29 protein-coding genes and 2 tRNA genes are annotated in these 22,245 nt (G+C 70.1%); 19 read left to right on the plus strand and 12 right to left on the minus strand.

Annotation, left to right across the window (positions count from 1 at the left end):
• Window position 1: 1 nt before the first annotated feature.
• The gene (locus ABD086_RS22985; protein WP_343910577.1) at window positions 2–1,576 is read right to left on the minus strand and encodes a Na+/H+ antiporter; all 1,575 of its coding nucleotides are present in this window, start codon (window positions 1,574–1,576) and stop codon (window positions 2–4) included.
• A 49-nt stretch (window positions 1,577–1,625) separates the two neighbouring features.
• Here ABD086_RS22985 and ABD086_RS22990 point away from each other — a divergent pair, with 49 nt between their 5' ends.
• Entirely contained in the window at window positions 1,626–2,282 is a 657-nt protein-coding gene (locus ABD086_RS22990) for an SDR family oxidoreductase (RefSeq protein WP_343910578.1), read from the plus strand.
• On the opposite strand, the gene ABD086_RS22995 is transcribed toward ABD086_RS22990, so the two are convergent.
• From ABD086_RS22995 to ABD086_RS23005, 3 genes are all read right to left on the minus strand, one after another.
• Window positions 2,279–2,890 carry an energy-coupling factor transporter transmembrane component T family protein gene (locus tag ABD086_RS22995; RefSeq protein WP_343910579.1) on the minus strand — a complete coding sequence of 204 codons (612 nt, stop codon included), beginning with the start codon at window positions 2,888–2,890 and terminating at the stop codon, window positions 2,279–2,281. The two genes, ABD086_RS22990 and ABD086_RS22995, sit on opposite strands and share 4 nt — an antisense overlap.
• Window positions 2,891–2,957: 67 nt before the next feature.
• The gene (locus tag ABD086_RS23000; RefSeq protein WP_343910581.1) at window positions 2,958–3,653 is read right to left on the minus strand and encodes an energy-coupling factor ABC transporter ATP-binding protein; all 696 of its coding nucleotides are present in this window, start codon (window positions 3,651–3,653) and stop codon (window positions 2,958–2,960) included.
• 13 nt (window positions 3,654–3,666) lie between these two features.
• Window positions 3,667–4,275: a biotin transporter BioY gene (locus ABD086_RS23005; RefSeq protein WP_343910583.1), complete on the minus strand. Its 609-nt coding sequence runs from the start codon at window positions 4,273–4,275 to the stop codon at window positions 3,667–3,669.
• A 130-nt stretch (window positions 4,276–4,405) separates the two neighbouring features.
• On the opposite strand from ABD086_RS23005, the gene ABD086_RS23010 reads away from it, so the two are divergent.
• Both ABD086_RS23010 and ABD086_RS23015 read left to right on the plus strand, forming a co-directional pair.
• Window positions 4,406–4,981, plus strand: coding sequence for a TetR/AcrR family transcriptional regulator C-terminal domain-containing protein (locus ABD086_RS23010; protein WP_343910585.1), 576 nt, complete (start codon window positions 4,406–4,408; stop codon window positions 4,979–4,981).
• A gap of 21 nt (window positions 4,982–5,002) precedes the next feature.
• Window positions 5,003–5,437, plus strand: coding sequence for an iron chaperone (locus ABD086_RS23015; protein ID WP_343910587.1), 435 nt, complete (start codon window positions 5,003–5,005; stop codon window positions 5,435–5,437).
• Between the two features lie 48 nt (window positions 5,438–5,485).
• On the opposite strand, the gene ABD086_RS23020 is transcribed toward ABD086_RS23015, so the two are convergent.
• The 3 genes from ABD086_RS23020 to ABD086_RS23030 are packed head-to-tail and all read right to left on the minus strand — an operon-like array spanning window position 5,486 to window position 6,835.
• On the minus strand, window positions 5,486–5,755 hold the full coding sequence (locus tag ABD086_RS23020) for a DUF2087 domain-containing protein (RefSeq protein WP_296607015.1): 270 nt from the start codon (window positions 5,753–5,755) through the stop codon (window positions 5,486–5,488).
• Window positions 5,752–6,312, minus strand: a complete 561-nt coding sequence (locus ABD086_RS23025; RefSeq protein ID WP_343910592.1) for a M23 family metallopeptidase — start codon at window positions 6,310–6,312, stop codon at window positions 5,752–5,754. Before ABD086_RS23025 ends, ABD086_RS23020 begins: the two co-directional genes overlap by 4 nt.
• A 4-nt stretch (window positions 6,313–6,316) precedes the next feature.
• On the minus strand, window positions 6,317–6,835 hold the full coding sequence (locus tag ABD086_RS23030; RefSeq protein ID WP_343910594.1) for a 2'-5' RNA ligase family protein: 519 nt from the start codon (window positions 6,833–6,835) through the stop codon (window positions 6,317–6,319).
• A gap of 135 nt (window positions 6,836–6,970) precedes the next feature.
• Here ABD086_RS23030 and ABD086_RS23035 point away from each other — a divergent pair, with 135 nt between their 5' ends.
• Window positions 6,971–7,336, plus strand: a complete 366-nt coding sequence (locus tag ABD086_RS23035; RefSeq protein WP_343910596.1) for a ribonuclease E inhibitor RraB — start codon at window positions 6,971–6,973, stop codon at window positions 7,334–7,336.
• Here the strand turns inward: ABD086_RS23035 and ABD086_RS23040 are convergent.
• The 4 genes from ABD086_RS23040 to ABD086_RS23055 all read right to left on the minus strand — a co-directional run bounded on the left by ABD086_RS23040 (window position 7,309) and on the right by ABD086_RS23055 (window position 9,907).
• Window positions 7,309–7,500: a DUF6767 domain-containing protein gene (locus ABD086_RS23040; RefSeq protein WP_343910598.1), complete on the minus strand. Its 192-nt coding sequence runs from the start codon at window positions 7,498–7,500 to the stop codon at window positions 7,309–7,311. The two genes, ABD086_RS23035 and ABD086_RS23040, sit on opposite strands and share 28 nt — an antisense overlap.
• 72 nt (window positions 7,501–7,572) lie before the next feature.
• Window positions 7,573–8,151 (minus strand): HU family DNA-binding protein, encoded by a 579-nt coding sequence (locus tag ABD086_RS23045; RefSeq protein ID WP_343910600.1) that lies wholly within the window; start codon window positions 8,149–8,151, stop codon window positions 7,573–7,575.
• Window positions 8,152–8,285: 134 nt separating this feature from the next.
• A complete protein-coding gene (locus ABD086_RS23050) occupies window positions 8,286–8,828 on the minus strand; it encodes a hypothetical protein (protein WP_343910602.1) in 543 nt (180 codons plus the stop codon).
• A 230-nt stretch (window positions 8,829–9,058) separates the two neighbouring features.
• A complete protein-coding gene (locus ABD086_RS23055) occupies window positions 9,059–9,907 on the minus strand; it encodes a 3-methyladenine DNA glycosylase (protein WP_343910919.1) in 849 nt (282 codons plus the stop codon).
• Window positions 9,908–9,948: 41 nt separating this feature from the next.
• Here ABD086_RS23055 and ABD086_RS23060 point away from each other — a divergent pair, with 41 nt between their 5' ends.
• The 13 genes from ABD086_RS23060 to ABD086_RS23120 all read left to right on the plus strand — a co-directional run bounded on the left by ABD086_RS23060 (window position 9,949) and on the right by ABD086_RS23120 (window position 19,352).
• Window positions 9,949–10,758, plus strand: a complete 810-nt coding sequence (locus ABD086_RS23060) for a fumarylacetoacetate hydrolase family protein (RefSeq protein ID WP_343910604.1) — start codon at window positions 9,949–9,951, stop codon at window positions 10,756–10,758.
• An 8-nt stretch (window positions 10,759–10,766) separates the two neighbouring features.
• Entirely contained in the window at window positions 10,767–12,227 is a 1,461-nt protein-coding gene (gene gltX / locus ABD086_RS23065) for a glutamate--tRNA ligase (RefSeq protein ID WP_343910606.1), read from the plus strand.
• Window positions 12,228–12,229: 2 nt separating this feature from the next.
• On the plus strand, window positions 12,230–13,204 hold the full coding sequence (locus tag ABD086_RS23070; RefSeq protein ID WP_343910608.1) for a CPBP family intramembrane glutamic endopeptidase: 975 nt from the start codon (window positions 12,230–12,232) through the stop codon (window positions 13,202–13,204).
• Between the two features lie 55 nt (window positions 13,205–13,259).
• Window positions 13,260–13,331 (plus strand) — tRNA-Gln (locus tag ABD086_RS23075).
• A gap of 103 nt (window positions 13,332–13,434) precedes the next feature.
• Window positions 13,435–13,510, plus strand: a tRNA-Glu gene (locus ABD086_RS23080).
• Between the two features lie 247 nt (window positions 13,511–13,757).
• A complete protein-coding gene (locus ABD086_RS23085) occupies window positions 13,758–15,314 on the plus strand; it encodes a YHS domain-containing protein (RefSeq protein ID WP_343910610.1) in 1,557 nt (518 codons plus the stop codon).
• Between the two features lie 43 nt (window positions 15,315–15,357).
• Entirely contained in the window at window positions 15,358–15,606 is a 249-nt protein-coding gene (locus tag ABD086_RS23090) for a toluene-4-monooxygenase system B family protein (RefSeq protein ID WP_343910612.1), read from the plus strand.
• A 6-nt stretch (window positions 15,607–15,612) separates the two neighbouring features.
• Window positions 15,613–15,978 (plus strand): Rieske 2Fe-2S domain-containing protein, encoded by a 366-nt coding sequence (locus tag ABD086_RS23095; protein ID WP_343910614.1) that lies wholly within the window; start codon window positions 15,613–15,615, stop codon window positions 15,976–15,978.
• Window positions 15,979–16,027: 49 nt separating this feature from the next.
• Window positions 16,028–16,309, plus strand: coding sequence for an MmoB/DmpM family protein (locus tag ABD086_RS23100; protein WP_343910616.1), 282 nt, complete (start codon window positions 16,028–16,030; stop codon window positions 16,307–16,309).
• Between the two features lie 2 nt (window positions 16,310–16,311).
• Window positions 16,312–17,319, plus strand: a complete 1,008-nt coding sequence (locus ABD086_RS23105) for an aromatic/alkene monooxygenase hydroxylase subunit beta (RefSeq protein WP_343910618.1) — start codon at window positions 16,312–16,314, stop codon at window positions 17,317–17,319.
• 2 nt (window positions 17,320–17,321) lie between these two features.
• Complete coding sequence (locus ABD086_RS23110; protein WP_343910620.1) at window positions 17,322–18,320, plus strand: 2Fe-2S iron-sulfur cluster-binding protein; 999 nt, start codon at window positions 17,322–17,324, stop codon at window positions 18,318–18,320.
• A gap of 161 nt (window positions 18,321–18,481) precedes the next feature.
• On the plus strand, window positions 18,482–18,892 hold the full coding sequence (locus ABD086_RS23115; protein WP_343910622.1) for a hypothetical protein: 411 nt from the start codon (window positions 18,482–18,484) through the stop codon (window positions 18,890–18,892).
• A 16-nt stretch (window positions 18,893–18,908) separates the two neighbouring features.
• Entirely contained in the window at window positions 18,909–19,352 is a 444-nt protein-coding gene (locus ABD086_RS23120; protein ID WP_343910624.1) for a hypothetical protein, read from the plus strand.
• 45 nt (window positions 19,353–19,397) lie between these two features.
• Here the strand turns inward: ABD086_RS23120 and ABD086_RS23125 are convergent, their stop codons facing one another.
• The gene (locus ABD086_RS23125) at window positions 19,398–20,177 is read right to left on the minus strand and encodes an IclR family transcriptional regulator (RefSeq protein WP_343910626.1); all 780 of its coding nucleotides are present in this window, start codon (window positions 20,175–20,177) and stop codon (window positions 19,398–19,400) included.
• A gap of 261 nt (window positions 20,178–20,438) precedes the next feature.
• On the opposite strand from ABD086_RS23125, the gene ABD086_RS23130 reads away from it, so the two are divergent.
• Both ABD086_RS23130 and ABD086_RS23135 read left to right on the plus strand, forming a co-directional pair.
• The gene (locus tag ABD086_RS23130) at window positions 20,439–20,870 is read left to right on the plus strand and encodes a hypothetical protein (RefSeq protein WP_343910628.1); all 432 of its coding nucleotides are present in this window, start codon (window positions 20,439–20,441) and stop codon (window positions 20,868–20,870) included.
• 204 nt (window positions 20,871–21,074) lie between these two features.
• Window positions 21,075–22,106 (plus strand): hypothetical protein, encoded by a 1,032-nt coding sequence (locus ABD086_RS23135; RefSeq protein ID WP_343910630.1) that lies wholly within the window; start codon window positions 21,075–21,077, stop codon window positions 22,104–22,106.
• The last annotated feature ends 139 nt before the right edge of the window (window positions 22,107–22,245 follow it).

Genomic DNA, 22,245 nt, shown 5'->3' on the forward strand with positions numbered 1-22,245 from the left:
CTCACTCGAGGGGATTCGCTCGCGCGAACCGCACCTCCTCCTGGTCGAGGCGGTGCTGCAGCCGGCGCAGCACGATGTCGTCGATGCGTTGCGCGTCGCGCAGCCCGAGGAGCGCGTCGCGCCGCCGGCCGAGGAGCGCGAGCGAGAGGTCTCGGTACTGGTCGTCGTGCTCGATGATGGGGTCGTCCCCCTCACCGGCGGATGCCAGCAGCCGTTGCTTGTCCAGCTCGCGGCGGACCTGCTCGACCACCGCATCGCCGCTGCCGAGCTCGCTGGCCGTGTCGTCGAGAGCATCGATCGCCGCATCGAGGGAGTACTCGTCGGCGAGCTGGAGCTCCTCGTCGACCGCCGTGTCCGCGGGCAGCCGCGCGAACCGCACGACCGCCGGCAGGAACAGCGCTTGGAGCAGGGTCAGCACGATGACCCCGCAGGCGATCAGCACGATGAGGTCCCTGTCGGGGAACGGCTCGCCCGAGTCCAGGGTGTGCGGCACGGCGAGGACGGCGGCCAGCGACACGGCGCCGCGGAACCCGGCGATCGCGGTGACGGTGCGCTGCCGCGCCGGGACGCGGCGCAACCGCTGGGCGGGGCGGCGGTCGAGGAGCCGGATCAGGTACGGCGTGGTGTAGACCCACACCCACCGCACCCCGATCACGACGGCGGTGATGACGACGACGTCGACGAGCGCCCGCAGAAGGGTGGTGCTGCTCAGGTCCCGGACGGCGGACTGCACGGAGATCCCCACGAGCACGAAGAGCGCACTGCTGAGCACCGTCGTGGACAGCGCCCAGAACGGCAGCATGATCTGGCGCGCCGCGGCCCCGGTGACCCGTGGCGACACCTGGCTCATGAACAGTCCGCAGCACACGACGGCCAGCACCCCGGAGGCGTGGGCGGCGTCGGCGAGCAGGAAGGCGGCGAACGGCGTCACCAGCATCGCGATGCTCTCGAGCATCGGGTCGTCCATCCGGCGGCGCACCTGCCAGCTGAGCAGCCCGACGAGCGCGCCGGCGAGCACCCCTCCGGCGTAGGACCACGCCAGCATCCAGGTGACGTGCCAGGGGCCGAGCTCCTGCTCACCGACCGTCACTCCCACCGCCAGCCCGTAGAGAACGAGGGCGGTGCCGTCGTTGATGAGGCTCTCGGCGCGGAGCACCGTGACGGTGCGGCGCGGCAGGCCGCGGGCCAGGACGCCGACCGCCGTCGCGTCGGTGGGTGCCAGCGCGGCGCCGAGGACCCAGGCCGGCCCCCAGGCGAGCCCGAGTGCGTGCCCGGCCGCGGCGACGGCGGCAGCGGTCGCGGCCACCAGCACGGTGCTGGAGAGGACGACGGTGCGCAGGTTGTTCCTCATCTCGCGCAGCGAGGTCGTCAGGCTCTCCCAGTACAGCAGGGCCGGCAGGAACACGAGCAGCATGATCTCCGGGGGCAGCTGCGCCTCCCGCAGGTGCGGCACGAACCCGAGCAGCACTCCCGCCAGCACCAGGAGGATCGCCGGCGCGATCGGGTAGCGACGCGCCAGCGCGCCGCACGCGACCAGGGCGACGCCGAGCAGCACGACCATCTCGAGTCCGAACACGACTTGATCTTGACCCTCCGACGTCCCCGCCGACCAGTACGGTGGTCCGGTGAGCCGGCCCGTGATCGTCGTCGTCGCCGCCGGGCCGGGCGTCAGCGGGTCGGTGGCTCGCCGCTTCGCGCGCGAGGGGTACGACGTCGCCCTGCTGGGCGTGGACGAGGAGCAGCTGCTCACGCTGGCCGGCGAGCTCGAGGGCCTCGGCGTCGCCGTGGGACACGCGGTCGCGGACATCACCGACGTGGCGGCGACCTCCGCGGCCATCCGCCGGTTCGGTGAGCACACGGAGCGGATCGACGTCCTGCACTTCAACCCCAGCGCGTTCCGGGAGAAGGACCCGCTCGAGCTGAGCGTCCCCGAGCTGCTCGAGGACGTGGCCCTGGGAGTCGGCGGGCTGCTGACCGCCGTGCAGGCCGCGCGTCCCTTCATGTCCGCCGGCGGCCGGGTCACCGCGACCGGCAGCCTGGCCGCCGACAAGCCCTGGCACCGCGCCGCGTCGCTCGGTGTGCAGAAGGCCGGCCTGCGCAACCTGGTGCGCAGCCTCGACGCCGCCCTGAAGGAGGACGGCATCCGCGCGGTGTCCGTGACCGTCCGCGGCACGCTCGGCCAGGACGAACGCTTCACGCCCGACCGGGTCGGCGAGGCGATCTGGGACGCCGCGCACCAGGACGAGGCCGACTGGCGGACCGAGGTGCCCTACCCGGTCTAGTCGTCGCCGATCCCGCGCGCGTGCAGGGCATCGCCGGTCTCGTGCGCGCGTGCGACGACGCGGATCACGAACGGGGTGAGGAACGCGCGCGGGTGTCGTACGCCGCGGGCGCGGGCCGCGTCGCGCGTCTCGACGGCGAGGGCGACGGTGCCGGGGAGGGCCTGGATCGCCAGGCCGAACGCCAGCGCGACCTTCTCGGGGTCCACGCCGACCCGCCGCAGCGGCGTGATCCAGCGGATCAGCGCGTCGAGCATGGCGTTGACCGGCGTCGTCGCGGTCACCACGACCGCGGCGACCGACAGCGCCACCAGGTCGACGAACGTCTCGATCGCCTTGTCGCGGCCGTACCACCACCACTGCATCGCACCGACGAACGCGGCGAGGAGGAGGACCGTCCGGGCGGCGCGGGCCAGGACCACCAGCCGGACCCGCGCGACCAGCCCCAGCAGGACGGCGACGGCCAGGAACACCCAGGAGGCGGGCATGCTGCGCACCAGGACGATCGCGAGGCTGAAGGCCGCGAGCCCGGCCAGCTTGGGACCGACCGGCGCGCGGTGCAGGACGCTCTCGCCGGGCTGGTAGACGCCGACCAGGCCGGTAGAGCTCATCCGGGGTCCCCGCGGAATCGTGGGGCGGAGGAGCGGAGCGGGGGAGCCACGCGATTTCGTGGGGTGGTCACGACGCCACCGACGCGAGGTAGTCGTCGACCGCGGCGTCGGCCGGGCCGTCGTACCGGACCCGCGCGTCCTCGATCACCAGCACCCGGTCGCAGCGCCGCGCCAGCTCGAGGTCGTGGGTGACCAGCAGCAGCTGCTGGTCGAGGCCGAACAGCAGGTCCGCGACCCGCCGGGTGTTGGCCAGGTCCAGCAGCGTGGTGGGCTCGTCGGCGACCACCACCGCCGGCTCCACGGCGAGCACGCCGGCGAGCGCGAGCAGCTGCTTCTGGCCGCCGGACAGCGTGTGCACGCTGGCCGTGGCGTGGTCGCCGAGGCCGTACCTCTCGAGGACGCCCAGTGCCAGCTCGTGCCGGCGGCGCGCGTCCTTGACGTGCCGGCGCAGCGACAGCTCGACGTCCTCGACGCAGGTCGGCATCACCAGCTGCGCGGCCGGGTCGGTGAACGCGAAGCCCACGCGGCGGCGTACCGCCGCTCCGTGGCGGGCCACGTCCACGCCGTCCACGAGCACCCGCCCGGTCGTCGCCTCCACGAGGCCGTTGACCAGGCGCGCGAGCGTGGACTTCCCGGAGCCGTTCGCGCCGATGACGCCGACCCGCTGCTCGGTGAGCTCGACGGTGGTCGGCTCGAGCACGACCCGGTCGCCGCCGGGGGTCGGGACCCGGACCCCGGCGGCGTCGAACCTGATCGTGGGCAACGTCGTCGTCGGATCAGCGACGCGCGAGCAGGTGCGGGAACGCGCGGTGCACCTCGGCGGCGACCAGCGCGACCAGCGTGGTCTTGAGCAGGTCGCCGATCCAGAACGGCGTGTCGTAGGTGAACGCCTCGTGCCACGACACGTCGAAGTACAGCTTCATGCCGATGATGCCGAGCGGGTGGATCACCAGGACGCTGCCGGCGAGCGAGCAGAGGAAGACCGCGATCGCCCGGGTGCGGGTCTCGCGGGCGACGTACTGGACCAGGAAGCCGCCCAGGGCGGCCGCGATCGGGAACGCGATCAGGTAGCCCGCGCTCGGGCCGCTGAACACCGCGAGGCCGGAGGAGTGCTCGGCGAAGACGGGGAGGCCGATGGCGCCGAGGAGCAGGTAGAGCGACACCGCGAGGAAGCCGCGGACCGGGCCGAGCACGCAGCCGGCCAGCATCACGCCGAAGGTCTGGAGGGTGATCGGCACGCCCGCGCCGCCCACCGGGATCGCCCCGATGTAGGCGCAGGCGGAGATCAGGGCGGCGAACCCCGCGATCAGCGCGAGGTCGGTGGTGGCCGAGCGACGGCGCCGCGGCGTCGTCTCGGAGGTGGTGGGCTCGGTGGTCTCGGCCATGGCCATGCGCTGTCCTTCGCTGTGTCCGTCTCGGGGGTCGCACCTGAACGGTGGTCAGGTGAACGGCGTTCAGGTTAGGGTTCGTGGTCCGGCACGGTCAACGGCGACCGGGGAGTAGGAGGCGTGTGAGGTGCGTTACCACCGCGAGGCCGTCGTCGAGCGGGCGCTCGGCGTGCTCGACGTGTACGGGCTCGCCGACCTCACCATGCGGCGGCTCGGCACCGAGCTCGGCGTCCAGCCCAGCGCGCTCTACCACCACTTCGCGACCAAGCAGCTGCTGCTCGCCGCCGTCGCGGACGAGATCCTGGCGCGCGGGCCGCACGGGCCGCGCCCGGAGCACTGGGACGACCGGGTCGCGCTGGTCTGCACCGAGCTGCGCGACGCGATGCTCGCCTACCGCGACGGCGCGGACGTGGTGGCGACGTCGTACTCGTTCGGGCTGGGCGCCGCGGCGCCGTACGACGACCTGGTGGCCGCGCTCGCGGACGGCGGCCTCGATCCGGCGCTGGTCCCGACGGCGGCCCGGACGCTGCTGCACTTCGTGTTCGGCCACGTCACCGACGAGCAGACCCACCTGCAGGCGAGCAGCGCCGGCGCGATCGACGACGACCCGTGGCCGTCGTCGGACTTCGCCGCGGGCCTGGGCATCGTGCTCGACGGCATCCGCCTCGCCAACCGGTCAGGAATCGAGAAGCACACGCCCTGAGCGCTGGCTAGCGTGGCGGGCATGACCACCAGGAACAACTCCGGCTTCACCGACGCCGAGCGGGCCGCCATGAAGGCGCGCGCCGAGGAGCTCAAGGCCGAGGGCAAGAAGGGCGCCAGGAAGGCCGACGACCTCGAGGCGCTGCTGGCCAAGGTCGCCGAGATGCCCGACGACGAGCGGGTGATGGCCGAGCGCATCCACGCCATCGTCAGCAGGGTCGCGCCCCAGCTCGACCCCAAGACCTGGTACGGCATGCCGGCCTGGGCCCGCGACGGCAAGGTCGTGTGCTTCTTCAAGCCCGCGTCCAAGTTCGGCGCCCGCTACTCGAACTTCGGCTTCAACGACGCCGCGCACCTCGACGACGGGCAGATGTGGCCCACGGAGTACGCGCTGCTCGCGATCGGCGACGCCGAGGCGGAGCGGATCGAGCAGCTGGTCGCGCAGGCGGCGGGCTAGCCTGCGGCGACCACGGCGCCGCTCCCGGTGTGGACGACGCCGCGGATCTCAGACATCGACGGTGCCGCCCATGCGCCAGTAGACGCCGGACTCGCGGGCGAGGAAGCCGTTCTCGACGAGGTAGCGCCGCAGGGCGGCGTAGTCGGGGTGGATGCGCTTGAGCAGGAGGTTCACCTCGGCCTCCTCGTAGCGCTGCCCGGGCTCGAACTCCTGGGCGAGCCGGTCGAGCACGACCAGCAGCTTGCCGTGCCTGCTCGGGATCGTGTGCAGGGTGCCGTCCTCGGCGAAGAACGCCTTCAGGACCCGGTCGTCGGTCACGTCTTCTTCCTCGGGGTCAGCTTCAGCAGCGCGCGCGGCCAGACCGCGGTCGACAGCCCGCGGCCGACCGAGCGCTGCTCGAAGTGGAGGTGGCAGCCGTCGGGTGCGCCCCGGTCGTTGGCGCGAGCGAACAGGGTGCCCTTCGGGACCATCTCGCCCTCGCGGACGTAGACCTTCCTGGTGTGGCCGATCACCAGGTCGAAGTGCTTCTTGCGGTTGCGCAGCAGCACCGGGTTGTCGCCGTACGCCGGGCCGAGCGAGTCGTTGGAGACCACGCGGACCCGGACCCGGGTGTACAGCGGCGTCCCGCACGGCATCGCGATGTCCATGCCGTGGTGGAAGCCGCGGTCGTGCTTGCAGCGCGGGTCGGGGGAGTAGTACGGCGCGGTGGTGCAGCCGAACGGCACCATGATCCGGTGCGCGCCCTGGAACCACGGGGACGTGTAGTAGGTCTTGTCCTTGGAGTAGAACACCCAGCGCGGATCACCCGCGCGCGCCGGACCGGCGAGGGTGGCGGCGAGCAGCAGGGCGAGGACGAGCGCTCCGAGACGTCGCATGCGGTCAACCTAACCGCCAGGACCTCACGATGCGCGAGGAATTCGGCTGGTACCACGCGAGGTCCAGCCGCTCGGCCCGGCAGGACGCCGGCAGCATGCCGTCCAGCAGCGCGAGCGTCGACTCGACGGTGACCTCGTCGGAGACCTGGTCCAGCGTCAGGTGCGGGATCGCGTCGAACCTGCCGGCGTACGGCGGGAACTCGGGGAACTCCGCCACCAGCCGCGCGGTCAGCTTGCGGAACGCCTCGTCGGGCTCGGGCAGCAGGTGCAGCATCCCGTCCGCGAACCGCCCGATCCGCTCCAGCACGAAGTCGAACGGCTCGGTCTCCGCGGCGACCGCGGCGACCCGCCGCTCGACGTCCTCGGTCAGCTCGTCGACGAAGGGCCCGAGCGCGGTCACGTGGGCGTGCACGTACGCCGGACCGACGCCGAGGTACGACGGGTCGTAGTGCGCGGTTCGCCCCCGGACGTACTCCTCCAGTGGCGGCACCGGCACCTGCAGCACCGAGTGGCCGGGATACACGCCCCGATCCTGTCAGGGTTGAGTCGAGACTTCTGACCGTTGAATCGAGACTTCTGACGGTCGAGTCGGGAGTTCCGGCGAGCCAAGGGCTGTGGACGACGACTCGCGACGCTCTCGACGGGGAAGGGGTCGGGCATGAAGCTCTTCCGACGATCACGACGCGGCCCCGTCGTCGAGCCGCTGACCGGCCACCCGGGCGACGACTTGGTCCTCGCCCACCTCGGAGCCGACAGCGACCTGAGCCAGCCGCGCGACTGGGCGCACTACCTCTACTTCCATGCCGAGTCCCACGCCCGAGCGGCGGCCGAGGTCGTCGCCGCGGCGGGGTGGGAGGTGACGGTCGGCCCGGTCTCCGTTGCTGGCATGGGCTGGGGCCTCGTCGCCGAGCAGCAGGGCGTGGTGACGTCGCCTGCGGCCGTCCGGGACGCCCGTACCTTCTTCGAGGCCGTCGCCAGCAGGCACGGAGCGGGCCTCTACGACGGGTGGGAAGCCGGCCTCTGACCGGCCCGCGCCTCCCGCCGGAGCTCCGCGAGGCGTTCGCGGAGGTCCGGGTCGTTCATCACCAGCCAGACCAGCCCGCAGTCCTCGGGTCCGGACACGCCCGGCTCGCACAGGGAGCACGGCTCGCCGAGCCGGATCGGGCACCTCGGGACGGGCTTCCTCACGCCGCCGACGCTAGGCCGGCCCGGGCGGCGTCCGTAGGGGCGAAGGTCACCTCGCATCCTGCGGCTGGCTTCTTAGCGCGCCTTCTTGGCCGGAGCCTTCTTCGCCGGGGCCTTCTTCGCCGGGGCCTTCTTGGCGGTGGCGGCCTTCTTCGCCGGGGCCTTCTTGGCGGGTGCCGACTTCGCGGCCGGAGCCTTCTTGGCCGCGGTCTTCGCGGTCGTGGTCTTCTTCGCCGGCGTCGCCTTCTTCGCGGCCGTCGCCGCGGCCTTCTTCGCCGGAGCGGCCGCCTTCTTGGCGGCGGCACTCGACGTGGTGAGGGTCAGCTTCGGCAGCTTCTTCGCTCCCGAGACCACGTTCTTGAGGTCGGCCCCGGCGGTGAACTTCGGCACCGCCGTCTTCTTCGCCTTGATGCGGGCGCCGGTCTGCGGGTTGCGCACCCACCGTGCCTCGCGCACGCGCTTCTCGAACGACCCGAAGCCCGTGATGGCGACCTTCTCACCCTTCGCGACCTCGCGGGTGATCGTGTCCAGCACGGACTCGAGGGCGTACGAGGCGGCCTTCTTGTTCCCCTCGAAGCGCGCCGCGAGCAGTTCCACGAGTTCCGACTTATTCACGATTCCGGTCAGATCTGCCTTGGCCCGCGGCCGAGGCATGGCCGGGTCCGATTCCGGATCAGTCGGTGGAGTCCAAGGCACGTGGTCCGGCTCATCCGACTCTGGGGTCGTACCTGACACGGGGGCACTCTATGGCATGGTCAGCGCAATTCTTGGTGCGTCCTTAGTCGTCGCTAGCCCCTAGCCCAAGCCAGTACTGCCCACGTGAGCAGCGCAAAAGTTCCGGATCCGAGGAGCCACATGTATCGAATGCGGACCTTCGTCAGGATCGTCTCGTTCGCGTCGATCATCCCTTGCATGCGCGCAGCCAGAGCCCTAAGGAGGTCCGGCTCGGTAGGCCCAGGAACCTCCCGGTCGATCCAGCGCTCAAGGAGAATCTGGGGCTGCAGCCGGAAGTTGAACACCAACCTCGGAGACAGCGTTAAGAACAGGCTGACCAAGGCGAGCACCGTGAGCGCAGTTGCCGCGATCGCGACCGCGTAGAACGTGCCGTCTCGGTTTGTTGTGGAGGAGTTGAGACCCGTTCCGACCAGGAAGGCGGTTGCGGCGGCCACTAGTGCCATGAATTGCACAGCTCGCCCCCGAGCGGCGTTGAACTCGTCGCGCTGATCATCGAGGGTTCGAAGTCCTTGGTCATAGGCGACCCGATAGAGCGGGGTCTTGTCACTGCCTTGGACCTTCTTGCCCGGGGGGTGTTCATTCGGGCTCTGCGTCACAGGGACGAGACTAGCCCCCAGTCGGTGGTTGGCACGGCGCTGTTTGGAGACGACGCGTTGCCACCAAGGTCCGACCGTCACGCGGTCATCCGCCACCACGATCCGATCGTATTGACGGCCGCAACGCATAGGTAGGTGCAAGCCGACGCCTCAGTTCAGACCCGCCCGACATCGATGCAGCTTGGCCGATCCAAACCTAAGAGTCTCGTCCGCACCTCCTTGGGCGAAGGTCACCCGGCCACGGCCAGCAGCCGGTCGCACTCCTCGATCAGCCGTTGCCGCAGCGGGGCGCCGCGCTCGGCGAACGCGCGCTGCGTCTCGACGTACTCCGCCTTGCCGGCTGGGGTCTCGACCCGCACCGGCTCGAACCCGAGGTCGGCGAGGTCGTACGGCGCCGCGCGCATGTCGAGCACCCGGATGTCCCAGGCCAGCTCGAACGCATCGGCGACGAGCTCGCTGGGGATCATCGGCGTCAGCCGGAACGCGTGCTTGTACAGGTCCATGCCGGCGTGCAGGCAGGCCGGTTGCTCGAAGTCGGGGCGGTCCGCCGAGGTGGGGGAGAGCGTGTTGAGCGGCGCCGCCGCCGGGGTGAAGAACCGGTAGGCGTCGAAGTGCGAGCAGGCGATCCGGTGCGACTCCACGACCTGATCGGTACCTGTCGCGCCGAGCCGCAGCGGCCAGTCGTGCCGCGTCGCCTCGGTCCGGTAGACCATCGCCCACTCGTGCATCCCGAAGCAGCCGAAGTTCGCGGGCCGCTCCGCGGTCGCGGCGAGCAGCCGCCGCAGCGCGACGAGCAGCGGCCGCTGCGCGGCGACATACGCCTCCGTCACGCCGGTGGTCGAGCCTGTCGAGACCCCGTAACCCTTGAGGCCGGCGTACGCCGGGGCGTCGACCAGCCGGACGCCGTACCCGGGGTGCCAGCGCCGCAGCTGCGCCGGCCGCTGGGAGTAGTAGGTGAAGAGGAAGTCGTGCACGGGGTGCTTGACCCGGGCCTCGCGGCGCGCGAGGTGGGGGCCGACGAAGGCGTCGACCCGGGCCGCGTGCGCCGCGGCGCGCGGCTCCCACGACGTCCGGTCCATCTGCTCCACGACCGTCGATGGTAGGTGGATAGGCTCGCTGGGTGCGCATCGCGAGATTCACCACGGGCGAGGACCCCATGTACGGCGTGGTCACCGGCGAGCTCGACGAGTTCGGGCAACCGGACCCCGACAGCGCCGTCGTGGCGCTGGCCGGCGATCCCCTGTACGTCGGGGTGAAGCTGCTCGACCAGGAGCACCGGCTGGAGGACGTCCGTCTCCTCGCCCCGGTGCTCCCGCGCAGCAAGGTCGTCGCGATCGGCCGCAACTATGCCGCGCACGCCGCGGAGCTGGGCCACGACCTGCCCACCGAGCCGCTGATGTTCCTCAAGCCGAACACCAGCGTGGTCGGTCCGGGCGACCCGATCTTCTACCCCCCGCAGACGCAAGACCTGCACTACGAGGGCGAGCTGGCGGTCGTGATCGGCCGGATCTGCCGCGACGTGCCGCCCGAGCAGGCCACCGACGTGATCCACGGCTACACGATCGCCAACGACGTCACCGCGCGCGACCTGCAGAAGAGCGACGGGCAGTGGACCCGCGCGAAGGGCTTCGACTCGTTCTGCCCGCTCGGCCCGTGGATCGAGACCGACCTCGACCCGCACGACTTCGCCGAGGGCCGCAGCGTGCAGACGCACCTCAACGGCGAGCTCAGGCAAGACGGCAACACGCGCGACCAGATCTTCGACATCCCCACGCTGATCTCGTACATCACCAGCGTGATGACGCTGCTGCCCGGCGACGTCATCCTCACCGGCACCCCCGAGGGCGTCGGTCCCATGAACGTCGGCGACGAGGTCGAGATCTCGATCGCCGGCCTCGGTACCCTCACGAACCCAGTCAAGGCAAGGTGACACCCCCGGTGACCGTCCGCGTCCGCTTCTGCCCGTCCCCGACCGGCTCGCCGCACGTCGGCTTCGCCCGCACGGCGCTCTACAACTGGGCGTTCGCGCGGCACCACGGCGGGACCCTGGTGTTCCGGATCGAGGACACCGACAAGGAGCGCTCCACCGAGGAGTCGTACGAGGCGATGGTCGGCGCGATGCGCTGGCTCGGCCTCGACTGGGACGAGGGCCCGGAGGTCGGCGGACCGCACGGGCCGTACCGGCAGTCCGAGCGCGGCGACATCTACCGGGACGTGCTCGCGAAGCTCGCCGCGTCGTCGTACACGTACGACTGCTTCTGCACCACCGACGAGGTGGCCGCCCGCCGGCTCGAGGCGGGGTCCAAGACGATGGGGTACGACGGCTTCTGCCGCGAGCTCTCCGACGCGCAGCGGGCGGTGTTCGAGGCGGAGGGCCGCAAGCCGGTCGTCCGGTTCCGGATGCCGGAGGGCTCGATCACCTGGGACGACCTGGTGCGCGGCGACATCACCTTCGAGACCGAGCACGTGCCGGACTTCGCGCTGTGCCGCGCCAACGGCGACCCGCTGTACACGCTGGTCAACCCCGTCGACGACGCGCTCATGGACATCACCCACGTGCTGCGCGGCGAGGACCTGCTGTCCAGCACGCCGCGGCAGATCCCGCTCCACCAGGCGCTGGTGGACCTCGGGATCTCCACGGTGGTCCCGAGGTTCGGCCACCTGCCGTTCGTCATGGGCGAGGGCAACAAGAAGCTGTCCAAGCGCGACCCGCAGGCGCACCTGTTCGCCTACCGGGACGACGGGTTCCTCCCCGAGGGCCTGCTGAACTACCTGGCGCTGCTCGGCTGGGCGATCGCCGCCGACCGCGACGTGTTCACGATGGACGAGATGGTCGAGGCGTTCGACATCGCCGACGTGAACCCCAACCCGGCCCGCTTCGACCTGAAGAAGGCCGAGGCGATCAACTCCGCGCACATGCGGATGCTCTCGATCGAGGACATGACCGACCGGGTGCTGCCGTTCCTCAAGCACGCGGGCGTCGTCTCCGACCCGGTCGGCGACGCGGACGCGCAGCTGCTCGAGCAGGCGATGCCGCTCGTCGCCGAGCGGATCAACAAGCTCACCGAGGCCGTCGACATGCTCCGCTTCCTGTTCGTCGACGAGGCCGACTTCGCCGTCGACCCGACCGACGCCGAGAAGCTGCTGGACGACGACGGCAAGCGCGTCGTCCAGGCCGCATACGACGCGCTGGCGGACCTGCCCGAGTGGTCGACCGCGGCCATCCAGGAGGCCCTGCAGGCGAAGCTCGTCGAGGAGATGGGCCTCAAGCCGCGCAACGCCTTCGGCCCCGTCCGCGTCGCCGTCACCGGCCGCCGCGTCTCCCCGCCTCTCTTCGAGTCGATGGAGCTGCTGGGCCGCGAGCGCAGCCTCGGCCGGCTCCAGCGCGCGCTGGCCTGACCATGGCTGCCGGGCAGGGGGAGGGCCTGTCGTACCCGTTCATCCAGCGCGGTGGACGGCCGGGCGCCTGGCGACCGGTCGTGGGCGTGCTCGTCCTGATCGCCTGCTTCGTCGTGGTCGTGCCCGTGCTGGTGCAGATCCCGTTCGCGATCGGGTTCGCGGTGGCCGGCAGGGACGTCGGCGCCGAGCTCGGCCGGCTGCTGGAGCTGGACGACCCGACCCCGCTCGCGCTCGCCTACCTCAACGTCTCCCTGGCCTGCGCGATCCCGGTGACCTGGGCGATCAGCCGGGTGCTGCACGGGCTCCGGCCGGGCTGGCTGGCGTCGGTGCGGCCGCGGATCCGGTGGCGGTGGGTGCTGGTCTGCTTCGGCCTGTCGTTCGTGGCGCTGTTCGCCACGCTCGTGGTCTCGGCGCTGGTGCCGTCGACCGCGGAGAGCCCCGAGGTCAGCGGACACCTCAACGACTTCACGACGACCACCCGCGACTTCCTCCTGGTCGTCGTGCTCCTGACGCCGCTCCAGGCCGCGGGGGAGGAGTACGCCTTCCGCGGCTACCTGACCCAGGCGTTCGGCAACCTGTTCGGCTCGTGGTTCGGCCGGCCCGTGGCGGCGGTCCTGCTCCCGGCGCTGCTGTTCGCCCTCGCGCACGGCGCCCAGAGCCCGCCGGTGTTCTTCGACCGGTTCGCGTTCGGGATCGTGGCCGGCCTGCTCGTCGTCCTCACCGGAGGGCTCGAGGCCGGCATCGCGATGCACGTGCTCAACAACTGGCTGGCGTTCGGCCTGGCGCTCGCGTTCGGCGACATGGCGTCGACGCTGAACCCGGTCGGCGGGAGCTGGTGGACGATCCCCGTGACCCTGACCCAGTCGCTGGTCTACCTCGGCCTGGTGCTGTGGGTCGCGCGCCGGATCGGGCTGCGGACGACCACCGAAACCCCTACGGAGCCGGGCGTTTTGGTCGCTCCGAGACCTCGCGTGTAATGTTCTCCACCGTGCCCGCTCGCCTCGGCGAGAGGGCCATTGACTATCAAGTCAATGGGATATGGTGTAATTGGCAGCACGACTGATTCTGGTTCAGTTAGTCTAGGTTCGAGTCCTAGTATCCCAGCGAGATCGCCGCTCCAGGGCGGCGATTTTGTGCGAGCGAGGAGCTTCGATAGAGTTCCGCAGGTTGCTCGCGGAGCACAGGAGCAACACAACCGAAGATGCATGCCCCGTTCGTCTAGCGGCCCAGGACGCTGGCCTCTCACGCCGGAAGCACGGGTTCGAATCCCGTACGGGGTACCAGGTGGCAAGCGGCCCCTGTCAGCGCAAGCGCTGACAGGGGCCGCTTCCGCATTTCGGCCCCGCCGATCGCCCGGCCGAGGGGAATTCGTTCCCCCATGCGGAACAGGGCGGGACAGGTCGCGTGGAGTTCGGCAGATTCACGCCCACCAAGCACGTCATCCATCTCGCGTTCTGACCGGCCGCTGCCCAGGGGTTCTCACCCTCCAACGGCGTAGGGACACGCCTCGGGGAAGAAAGGGAGAAGCCCATGCCTCGCCTCGCTCGTTCAGAGTGGTACGACCTGACCCGGGACATGAACTGGACGCTGTCCTACGTCACGGAGGACCAGGTGTGGCCGGACGATCTGTCCCACGGCTACGGCTTCCCCACCGAGGAGTGGTGGACGTGGGACGAGCCGTACAAGATCACCTATCCGGAGTACGTCCACAACCAGGCCGGCAAGGACGCGAGCGTCTACTCCATCAACGCCGTGGTGAACCGGTCCAAGCTCTTCGAGCAGCTGGACCCCGGCTGGAAGTCGGCGATCATCGCCCACTACGGCGCCATCGCCATCCCGGAGTACGTCGCGGGCATCGGCGAGGCTCGGATGGGCCGGTTCGGCCGGGCCGCCGCCTGGCGCAACATGGCGATGTACGGCACCCTCGACGAGACCCGGCACGGTCAGATCCAGTCCTACTTCCCGTACACGCTGCTCGACAAGGAGCCGCGGATGGACTGGGCCCACAAGGCGTTCCACACCAACGAGTGGGGAGCGATCGCGGCTCGGTCCCTGTTCGACGACATGTTCGCCGCGAACGACGCCGTCTCGACCGCGATCCAGCTCACCTTCACCTTCGAGACCGGGTTCACCAACCTGCAGTTCCTCGGCATGGCCGCGGACGCCATGGGGGTGGGGGACCTGGAGTTCAGCGCGCTGATCTCCTCCATCCAGACCGACGAGGCCCGGCACTCGCAGCAGGGTGAGCCGACGATGAAGATCCTGGTGGAGAACGGCAAGGCCGACGTCGCCCAGAAGCTCATCGACCACATGTTCTGGCGCTCGTGGAAGGTCTTCTCGCTGCTCACCGGGCTGTCGATGGACTACTACACGCCGCTGGAGCACCGTCGGCACTCCTTCGGGGAGTTCATGGACGAGCTGATCAACAAGCAGTTCCTCGACCAGTTCCGGGACCTCGGTCTGGAGAAGCCCTGGTACTGGGACGACCAGTACCAGAAGGAGCAGCAGTGGCTGCACCACGCCTACCACCTCGGGGTCTGGTTCTGGCGCCCCACGGTGTGGTGGAACCCCGACGCGGGCGTGTCGCCCCGAGAGCGGGACTGGCTGGAGGCGAAGTACCCCGGCTGGAACGACAGCTTCGGGAAGTACTGGGACGTCATCACCGCGAACGTGCGGGCCGACGCGACCGAGAACACGCTGCCCGAGACGCTCCCGATCGTGTGCAACATGTGCCACATCCCGGTGTGCACCCCGGCCGGCTACAACGCCGGCTTCCTCGACAGCCCCGACCCGCACATCCTCGACTACCGGGGTCGTCGCTACACGTTCTGCTCCGAGCCGTGCCAGTGGATCTTCGAGCAGAACCCGGCCCGGTTCCAGGGTCACCAGAGCATCGTCGACCGGTTCCTGGCCGGGCAGATCGCGCCGAGCCTGCGGCCGGACTTCGAAGGCGGGACGATCACGACCACGCACCTCGCCGGTGTCCTCGAGTACATGGGCGTGAGCCTGGAGGAGGCCGGGCAGGACGCCACGGACTACGCCTGGGCCTTCGAGGAGCGCGATCCGGCCGTCGTCGAGGCGTCGTGACGGGCGGACCGCTCGTCATGGCCTACAGAATGGAGATCCACCGATGGAGTTGATCGCGATCCAGGCGTGTGTGGACGGTGACTTCGTCCTCAACATGGTGCCGGTCCTCACCGACGACACCATGGAGGAGGTGGGCAAGAAGATCGCCCACCACTCCGTGAACCGCCGGGTGGCCCCGCAGGACAAGCCCCTGGGCGTGCGGTTCCAGGGCGTGACGATGCCGGCCGACGCGACCGTGGAGAGTGCCGGCATCGGCGCCATGGACGTCGTCTACGCCTTCTACGAGGCCTGAGCACGCATGGGTTCGGAGCTGGACTGGGTCGACGTCGTGGACGCGTCCGAGGTGTGGGAGGGCGACCTCCTCGACTTCGACGTCGACGGTGAAGAGGTGATGATCGCCCACCTCGAAGGGGGCGAGCTGAAGGCCTATCAGGGGATCTGCCCCCATCAGGAGATCGCGTTGGCGGACGGCGATTGGGACGCCGACACCTCGGTCCTGCTGTGCAAGGGGCACAACTGGGAGTTCGACCTGCGGACCGGTCAGGGCCTCAACCCGAGCGGCTGCAGCTTGTTCGAGTATCCGGTCAGGGTGACCGACGAGAAGAAGATCCAGGTGGGGGTCCCGCGAGACGGGCAGCGCCGCTACAACCGCTTTCCCGGATGAGGAGTGCTTGATGGCAAGCGTCAGTGACAGTACCGAAGAACGTAAGAAGATGGTGGGCCCGATCCTGCGGGGCGTGGACGGGGACTTCTGCGACGCGATGATCAACGCCATCGAGATCGACAACCCGGACACCGAGGTCGTCGTGGACGACCAGGGTGGCTACATCCGGATCAGCGCCGAGCGTCGCTGCCGGCTCACCCGGACGACGCTCGAGGACGAGCTCGGCCGTCCCTTCCGGCTGTCCGACATCGAACCGAACCTGGCCGGCTTCTCCGGACGGATCATCGTCGGCGACGACGAGATCGTCTGGCACCTGGACCGAGAGGGATGACAGTGGCGACCAATCTGCGCAAGGCCCCGAAGACCTGGAGTCTGTTCGGGGACGTCAAGAGGCGGCCGAGCCCCTACGAGGTGGTCACCGGCAAGTTCCACTACCACTTCCGCCGCGACCCGGTGCCCTTCGAGCTGGATCCCGATGCGCCGCTCAACCGTTGGTACCTGACGCACCGCGAGGGATCGCCGTTCCAGGTCGACGACTGGGAGCAGTTCCGGGACCCGCACAAGCTCACGTACAAGGAGTACGTCTCCCTCCAGAAGGTCCACGAGACCTACGTCGACGGGCTGATCGACCAGTTCGAGGACTCCAGCGCCGCCGAGAAGCTCGACGAGGGCTGGGTGTCGACGCTCGCCGAGCTGTACGTGCCGCTGCGGTTCCCGCTCCACATCCTGCAGATGACGGGGTTGTACGTCGGCCAGATGGCGCCGTCCTCCTACATCACCAACTGTGCGAACTTCCAGGCCGCCGACGAGCTTCGCCGGATCCAGCGGATCGCCTACTGGACCAAGGTCCTGGGCAACGCACACGGCGACCGGCTGGCGGAGACCGCCACGGCTCGGGAGCCCTTCGAGAGCGGCCCGGCCTGGCAGCCCCTGCGGAAGGTGCTCGAGGAGATGCTCATCGCCTACGACTGGGGCGAGGCGTTCACGGCCTTGAACCTGGCCGTGAAGCCGGCGCTGGACACCCTGGTCAACTGGCAGTTCGCCACCCTGGCGGCCGGCAACGACGACCACCTGCTCGGCCAGATGTTCACCGAGTTCCAGCACGACAGCCGACGCAGCCGGGACTGGACGCAGGCACTGACCACGTACGCCCTCGAACGAGACCCCGGCCTGAGCAAGGTGCTCGGGGGCTGGCTCGACGTGTGGGAGCCGAAGGCACACGCTGCGGTGGTGGCGCTGGCTCCCTTGTTCGAGACCGCGCCGGTGCCGATGGCCGCTGACGACGTGGTGGCGGAGGTGGAGCGTCAGCACGCCGAGCTGCGCAGCGGCTGTGGTGTCTGACCGTGGCCGCCGGGGACGTGCACGAGGTCCGCATCGCTGACTCCGACACGTGGTTCCCGGCGCTCGAGGGGGAGCGGATCCTCCGGGCGGCCCAGCGGGCGGGGGTGTGGCTTCCCTTCGAGTGCGGCTGGGGAAGCTGCGGCACCTGCAAGGTGGTCCTGCTCGAAGGTGCCGTCAGCGCGCTGTTCGACGACGCCCCGTCGGCGAGCCCGCGGGATGCGCGGCGCGGACGCATCCTCGTGTGCCAGAGCAGCGCGACGACCGATCTCGTGATCAAGCCGTCGTGGGTGAGCGGTGAGCCACGACCGGAGTTCGACACCGACTCGTGCGCGGCGGTCCTCGTCGAGGAGGAGGATCTGGGACCGGACATCCGGCGGTTCCGGTTCCGGCTCGACCGTGCGATCGGCTACCGCGAGGGGCAGCACGCGATCCTCGACCTCGGTGCCGGCCTGCGCCGGTGCTACTCGATGGCGAACCTGTCCGGTTCGGCAGACGTGGACTTCATCGCGAAGCGCTACGACGGGCGACCCGGGAGCGAGCGACTCTTCTCGCTCGGCAAGGGTGCCGAGATCTCCATCGAGGTGCCGTACGGCGAGATGTGGGTGCGCGGGTCCGAGCGGCCGCTCTGCCTGGTGGCCGGGGGCACCGGTGTCGCGCCGATCCTGGGGATGCTCCGCGGCCTGGTGGCGACGTCCGACCCCCGGCCCACGCACGTCTTCTTCGGCGCCAACACCCGCGACGAGCTGGTCTGCTGGGCGGACCTGGTCGGGCTGGCCGGCGAGCTCCACGACGGCCGGGTGACGGGTGCCCTGGTGCGGCCCGGGCCGGGGTGGGACGGAGCTCGGGGATTCGTCACCGATGCCCTGGCCCCTGCGCTGCCGGACCTGACGTCTGCCACCTTCTACCTGGCCGGGCCGCCGGTGATGACCGATGCCGTCCTCGCCCTGCTGAAGGAGTCCGGCGTCCAGCTCGACCGGATCCACTACGACAGCTTCGGGTGAGGTCGGCCGGTCCGCGATCGGGTGCGCCGTTCCGCCGTTCCGCTGTCGGGAACGACGCCGTTCCCCACGAGGGAACTGCGCCACGCTGAACGCGTCCAGGAGTCACCCAGTCAGGGGCCGGATCCCGATCCTGCCCGCGACCGATCGACAAGGAGCTAGTTGTGGCCGAAGAGTTCAAGTTCTTCTCCCCTGAGTGGTGTGAGGCGGCGATACCGGTGGTGAACTCGCACGAGGCGACCATCCAGGGGTTCAAGGACGCCTCCACCTTCTCGCACCGCATGGCCTTCACCTGCGCCGAGCGTGGCCTGGTCACGCACATGGAGTGGAAGGAAGGAAAGGTGGCCGAGTGGTCGGGGCCCCAGTACGACGAGTCCGACCTGTGGCTGATCATCGACGCCGGGCTCGCGACGTGGCAGGCCGCGGCCTCGGGCGCGAGCGAGGGCGGCAAGCTGCTGCTGGCCGGCAAGATCAAGTTCAAGAAGGGGCCGATGTCGGCGGCGATCGAGAACGCCGGCGCCTTCAACAACTTCCTGAGTTCCTGGGGCATGGTGCCCACCGACTGGGATGTCTAGGTCCGACGTGGCAGGCGTGAGCACGCAGGGCTACCCCTTCGAGCTGAGCGAGGGCGACGAGGCGAACGGCCTGGCGAGCATCCTCGCCATGCTGCTGGGGCAGAACCTGGAGCAGTACCCCGACCGCATCGCCATCGCGCGCCGCGTGCGCCGGCCGGTCGCGGTCTACAGCACGGACACGGACACCTCGGCCACGATCGTCTTCGGCACGGACGGGGCGACCGTCCACAACGGCATCGTCGGTCGCCCGAGCGTGACGGTGATGGCCAGCGTGGACCAGATCACCGACGTGTCCCAGCTGAAGATGATGGGGGCGGGCCTGCTCCCCGCCGGCTTCTTCACCAAGCGGGGCCTGCACGTGCTCGGGGAGATCGCCAGGCACCGGCTCGTGGTGAAGGGCCTGCTGACGCACACCGCGACGGCCCTGCGGTTCATCGCCCTGGTGTCGGTCGTCGAGTGACTGTCTGCCTGCGCCGGACCCCCGGTCCGCGCAGGCAGACACCGGTCACTGGTTCCAGCCCAGGCCGGAGGAGATGCGGGCGGCGGTCTCGACGAGGGGCCCGATCAGGTGGCGCAGGCCGCGGTCGACGTCCTCGACGGACTCCGCCACCGACACCGACGCGACCACCTGGTTGAGGGGATCGCGGATCGGTGCGGCGATCGAGCAGACGCCGGGCTGCGACTCGCCGCGGTTCTCGGCGTAGCCCTGGCAGCGGACCCGGGCCAGCTCGGCCAGGAACTCCGTCCTGGAGGTGATGGAACGAGACGTCTTGGGAGACAGGCGCATGGTCTGGACCAGGCGCCGCTGGCTCTCGAGCGGAAGGAAGGCGAGGAGCACCTTGCCGCTCGAGGTCACGTGCGCCGAGTTGCGACTGCCGACCGCCCGGAAGACGGAGAACGCGCCCGGCCCCTCACGCCGCTCGACGTACAGCACATCGGTTCCGTCCAGGATCGCGACGTGCAGGGTGCCGGCGGTCTTCTGGCGGAGCTGGTCGAGCGGGATGGTCGCCGCCTCGTGCAGCCGCTGGGCCGTCTCGGCGCTGGCGCCGAGGGAGCGCATCGTCGTGGTCAGCCGGAACAGTCCTGTCTCCTCGACCTTCTCGAGCAGGCCTTCCTGGACGAGAGTCCAGATGATGCGGTGCGCAGTGCTCTTGCCCACGCCGACCCGCCGGGCGAGCTGACTGACGCCCAGCTGGGTGCTGTGCTTGCCGAACTCGCGGAGGATCCGGGCGGCCATGGCGACGCTGGAGAGCCGCTCGGGGCTGCGAGAGATCTGCTCTGTCATCGGGTCACGTCCGCCCGGGCCGCCTCGTGGCAGGAGACAGCACACCCACGCGGCCGCCCGTCCGGTCGCGCGTGCGCCCGCGGCGGGTGCAGAAGGTGACGGTCACCACATCAGGGTGCTCCTCCCGGGCCGGGTGCGCCTACGGCGTTCGGTATGGCGGAACACATCCGGCCGCGACGCCGACCCGGAGCCAGCATGGGCCGCATGGCTGTCGGCGTTCGGTCCGACTCGTCCGACAGCCGGAGAGAAGGTTGGTACTCGATGACTCCGTTCATGCACCAGGTGGCCGAGACCATCAGCCTGGGAAGGGCGGTGACCAGGCCCGCCGTGCGGCCCAGTGCGCCGAAGAGCGTCGGCGTGGCGGTCCACGAGCAGGTCACGATCCGGGCCCGGGCCGGACAGCTGGTGAGCCAGGCGAACGCCGTCCTGAAAGCGGTCGGCGAGCAGATCACCCTGACCGACGAGGTCGGCGAAGGGCGCCTGGCGTTCACCCTGAGGTGGCAGAACCGGAGGAGCTACGTGGCCACCGGCATCGCGGGCCAGACCGCCGTGACCCGGCTCCACGGCATCGGGTCCAGCTGCCACACGGCAGTCGAGCTCGACGGTGCGACGGCCGTCGCAGACCTGATCCTGCTGCTCGTCAGCCGCCCTCCGGCCGGAGTGCCCGTCGGACCCAGGGTCGCGGGGGGCTGAGCCCGGAACGAGCCTCCGCCGGTTGCGGTGCTCGCGGAGGGTGCGCGGATCTCGTGTTCCGCAGTCGGGAACGTCGGCGCCAGGGCGCCGTGGGATGCACCACTCTCGCTGAGGGGCTGGGCCGAGCGGCTCCGGCCGAGCGGGCGCACCGTGCCCTTCCTGGCTCTCCCTCTTCCACCGCCTTCCACCATGAGGAGCTCGAACATGATCCGACGCATCGCGGCAGGCCTCGTCCTCCTCGTGGGGGCGTTCTGGCTGGTGAGCACGTTCGCTCTCGGGTACAGCGGCAAGACCGCTGCTGTCGACGACATGACCGGCGACTTCCGCCCGGTCTTCTCCGACGCCGGCCTGAAGCAGACCAATGCCGACATCGACACCGTCAACGCCTTCGCCGCCCAGTTCCAGAAGGAGGCCGTTCCCGCACTGGCCCAGCAGCTGGGGATGACTCCCGACGAGTTCGTCGGCACGCTCGGCAAGCAGTATCCGGACGTCGGCGCGGGGATGCAGCAGCTGCCCGAGAGCCTGCCGTACTTCAACGGCATGGTGGACCAGCTGAACCAGCAGCAGGGCAACTTCCACGACGCCGACGCGATCCCGACCGGCTTCCTGCCGGCGAAGACCGTCCACTGGCTGTTCGTGGCGCTCGGCATCGTGGCCGTGGGCCTGGGCTTGTCCCTGCTCCGCACGTCCGCCGGCAGGCGGTTGCTGATCGGGGTCGTGGCACTCGGCGTGGCCGTCGTCGCGGTCACCTTCGTGCTCTCGGTTCCCCAGAAGGCCCAGGCGGTCGACGACATGACGGGTGCGTTCCGCCCGGTGTTCACCGACGCGGGCGCCCAGCAGACGCGTGACTACCTCACCACGATCCAGAAGATGGACGACCAGCTCAACGCGGAGGCGTTGGCCGGCCTGGCGACGATGCTCGGCGTGACTCCCGACCAGCTCGCGACGAGCCTGGGGGAGCAGTTCCCCGCCGTCGGTGCCGGCCTGCAGAAGATGCCCGACATCCTCGCCCGCTTCGACACCTTGGTGACCAAGATCGAGAACAACGTCGACACCTTCCAGCAGGCGGACGCGATCCCGACCGAGTCCAAGCCCACGACCTGGCTGGTGGCCCAGCTCCTGGTCCCGGCCGGAATCCTCATCCTCGCGGGTGGCGGAGGGCTCCTGGCGTCGCGACGCCGCGTCGAGGGAGCCCGGTCCGTCCGGAGCCCTGACCGGGTGGGGTCGGTCGGCTGAGCGCGGCGTAGCGCGAGGCGCAGTCGTTCCCGCCCGCTCGGGTCCACCAGGACCCGGGCGGGCGGTGTGCTGTCCGGCCTCGCGCGACTGTGAGCGTTGACACAGTCCGAGTCGGACGGTACGGTGCAGCGATCCGAAT

The sequence above is a fragment of the Nocardioides aquiterrae genome (assembly GCF_039526625.1).
Lineage (GTDB): Bacteria > Actinomycetota > Actinomycetes > Propionibacteriales > Nocardioidaceae > Nocardioides > Nocardioides aquiterrae.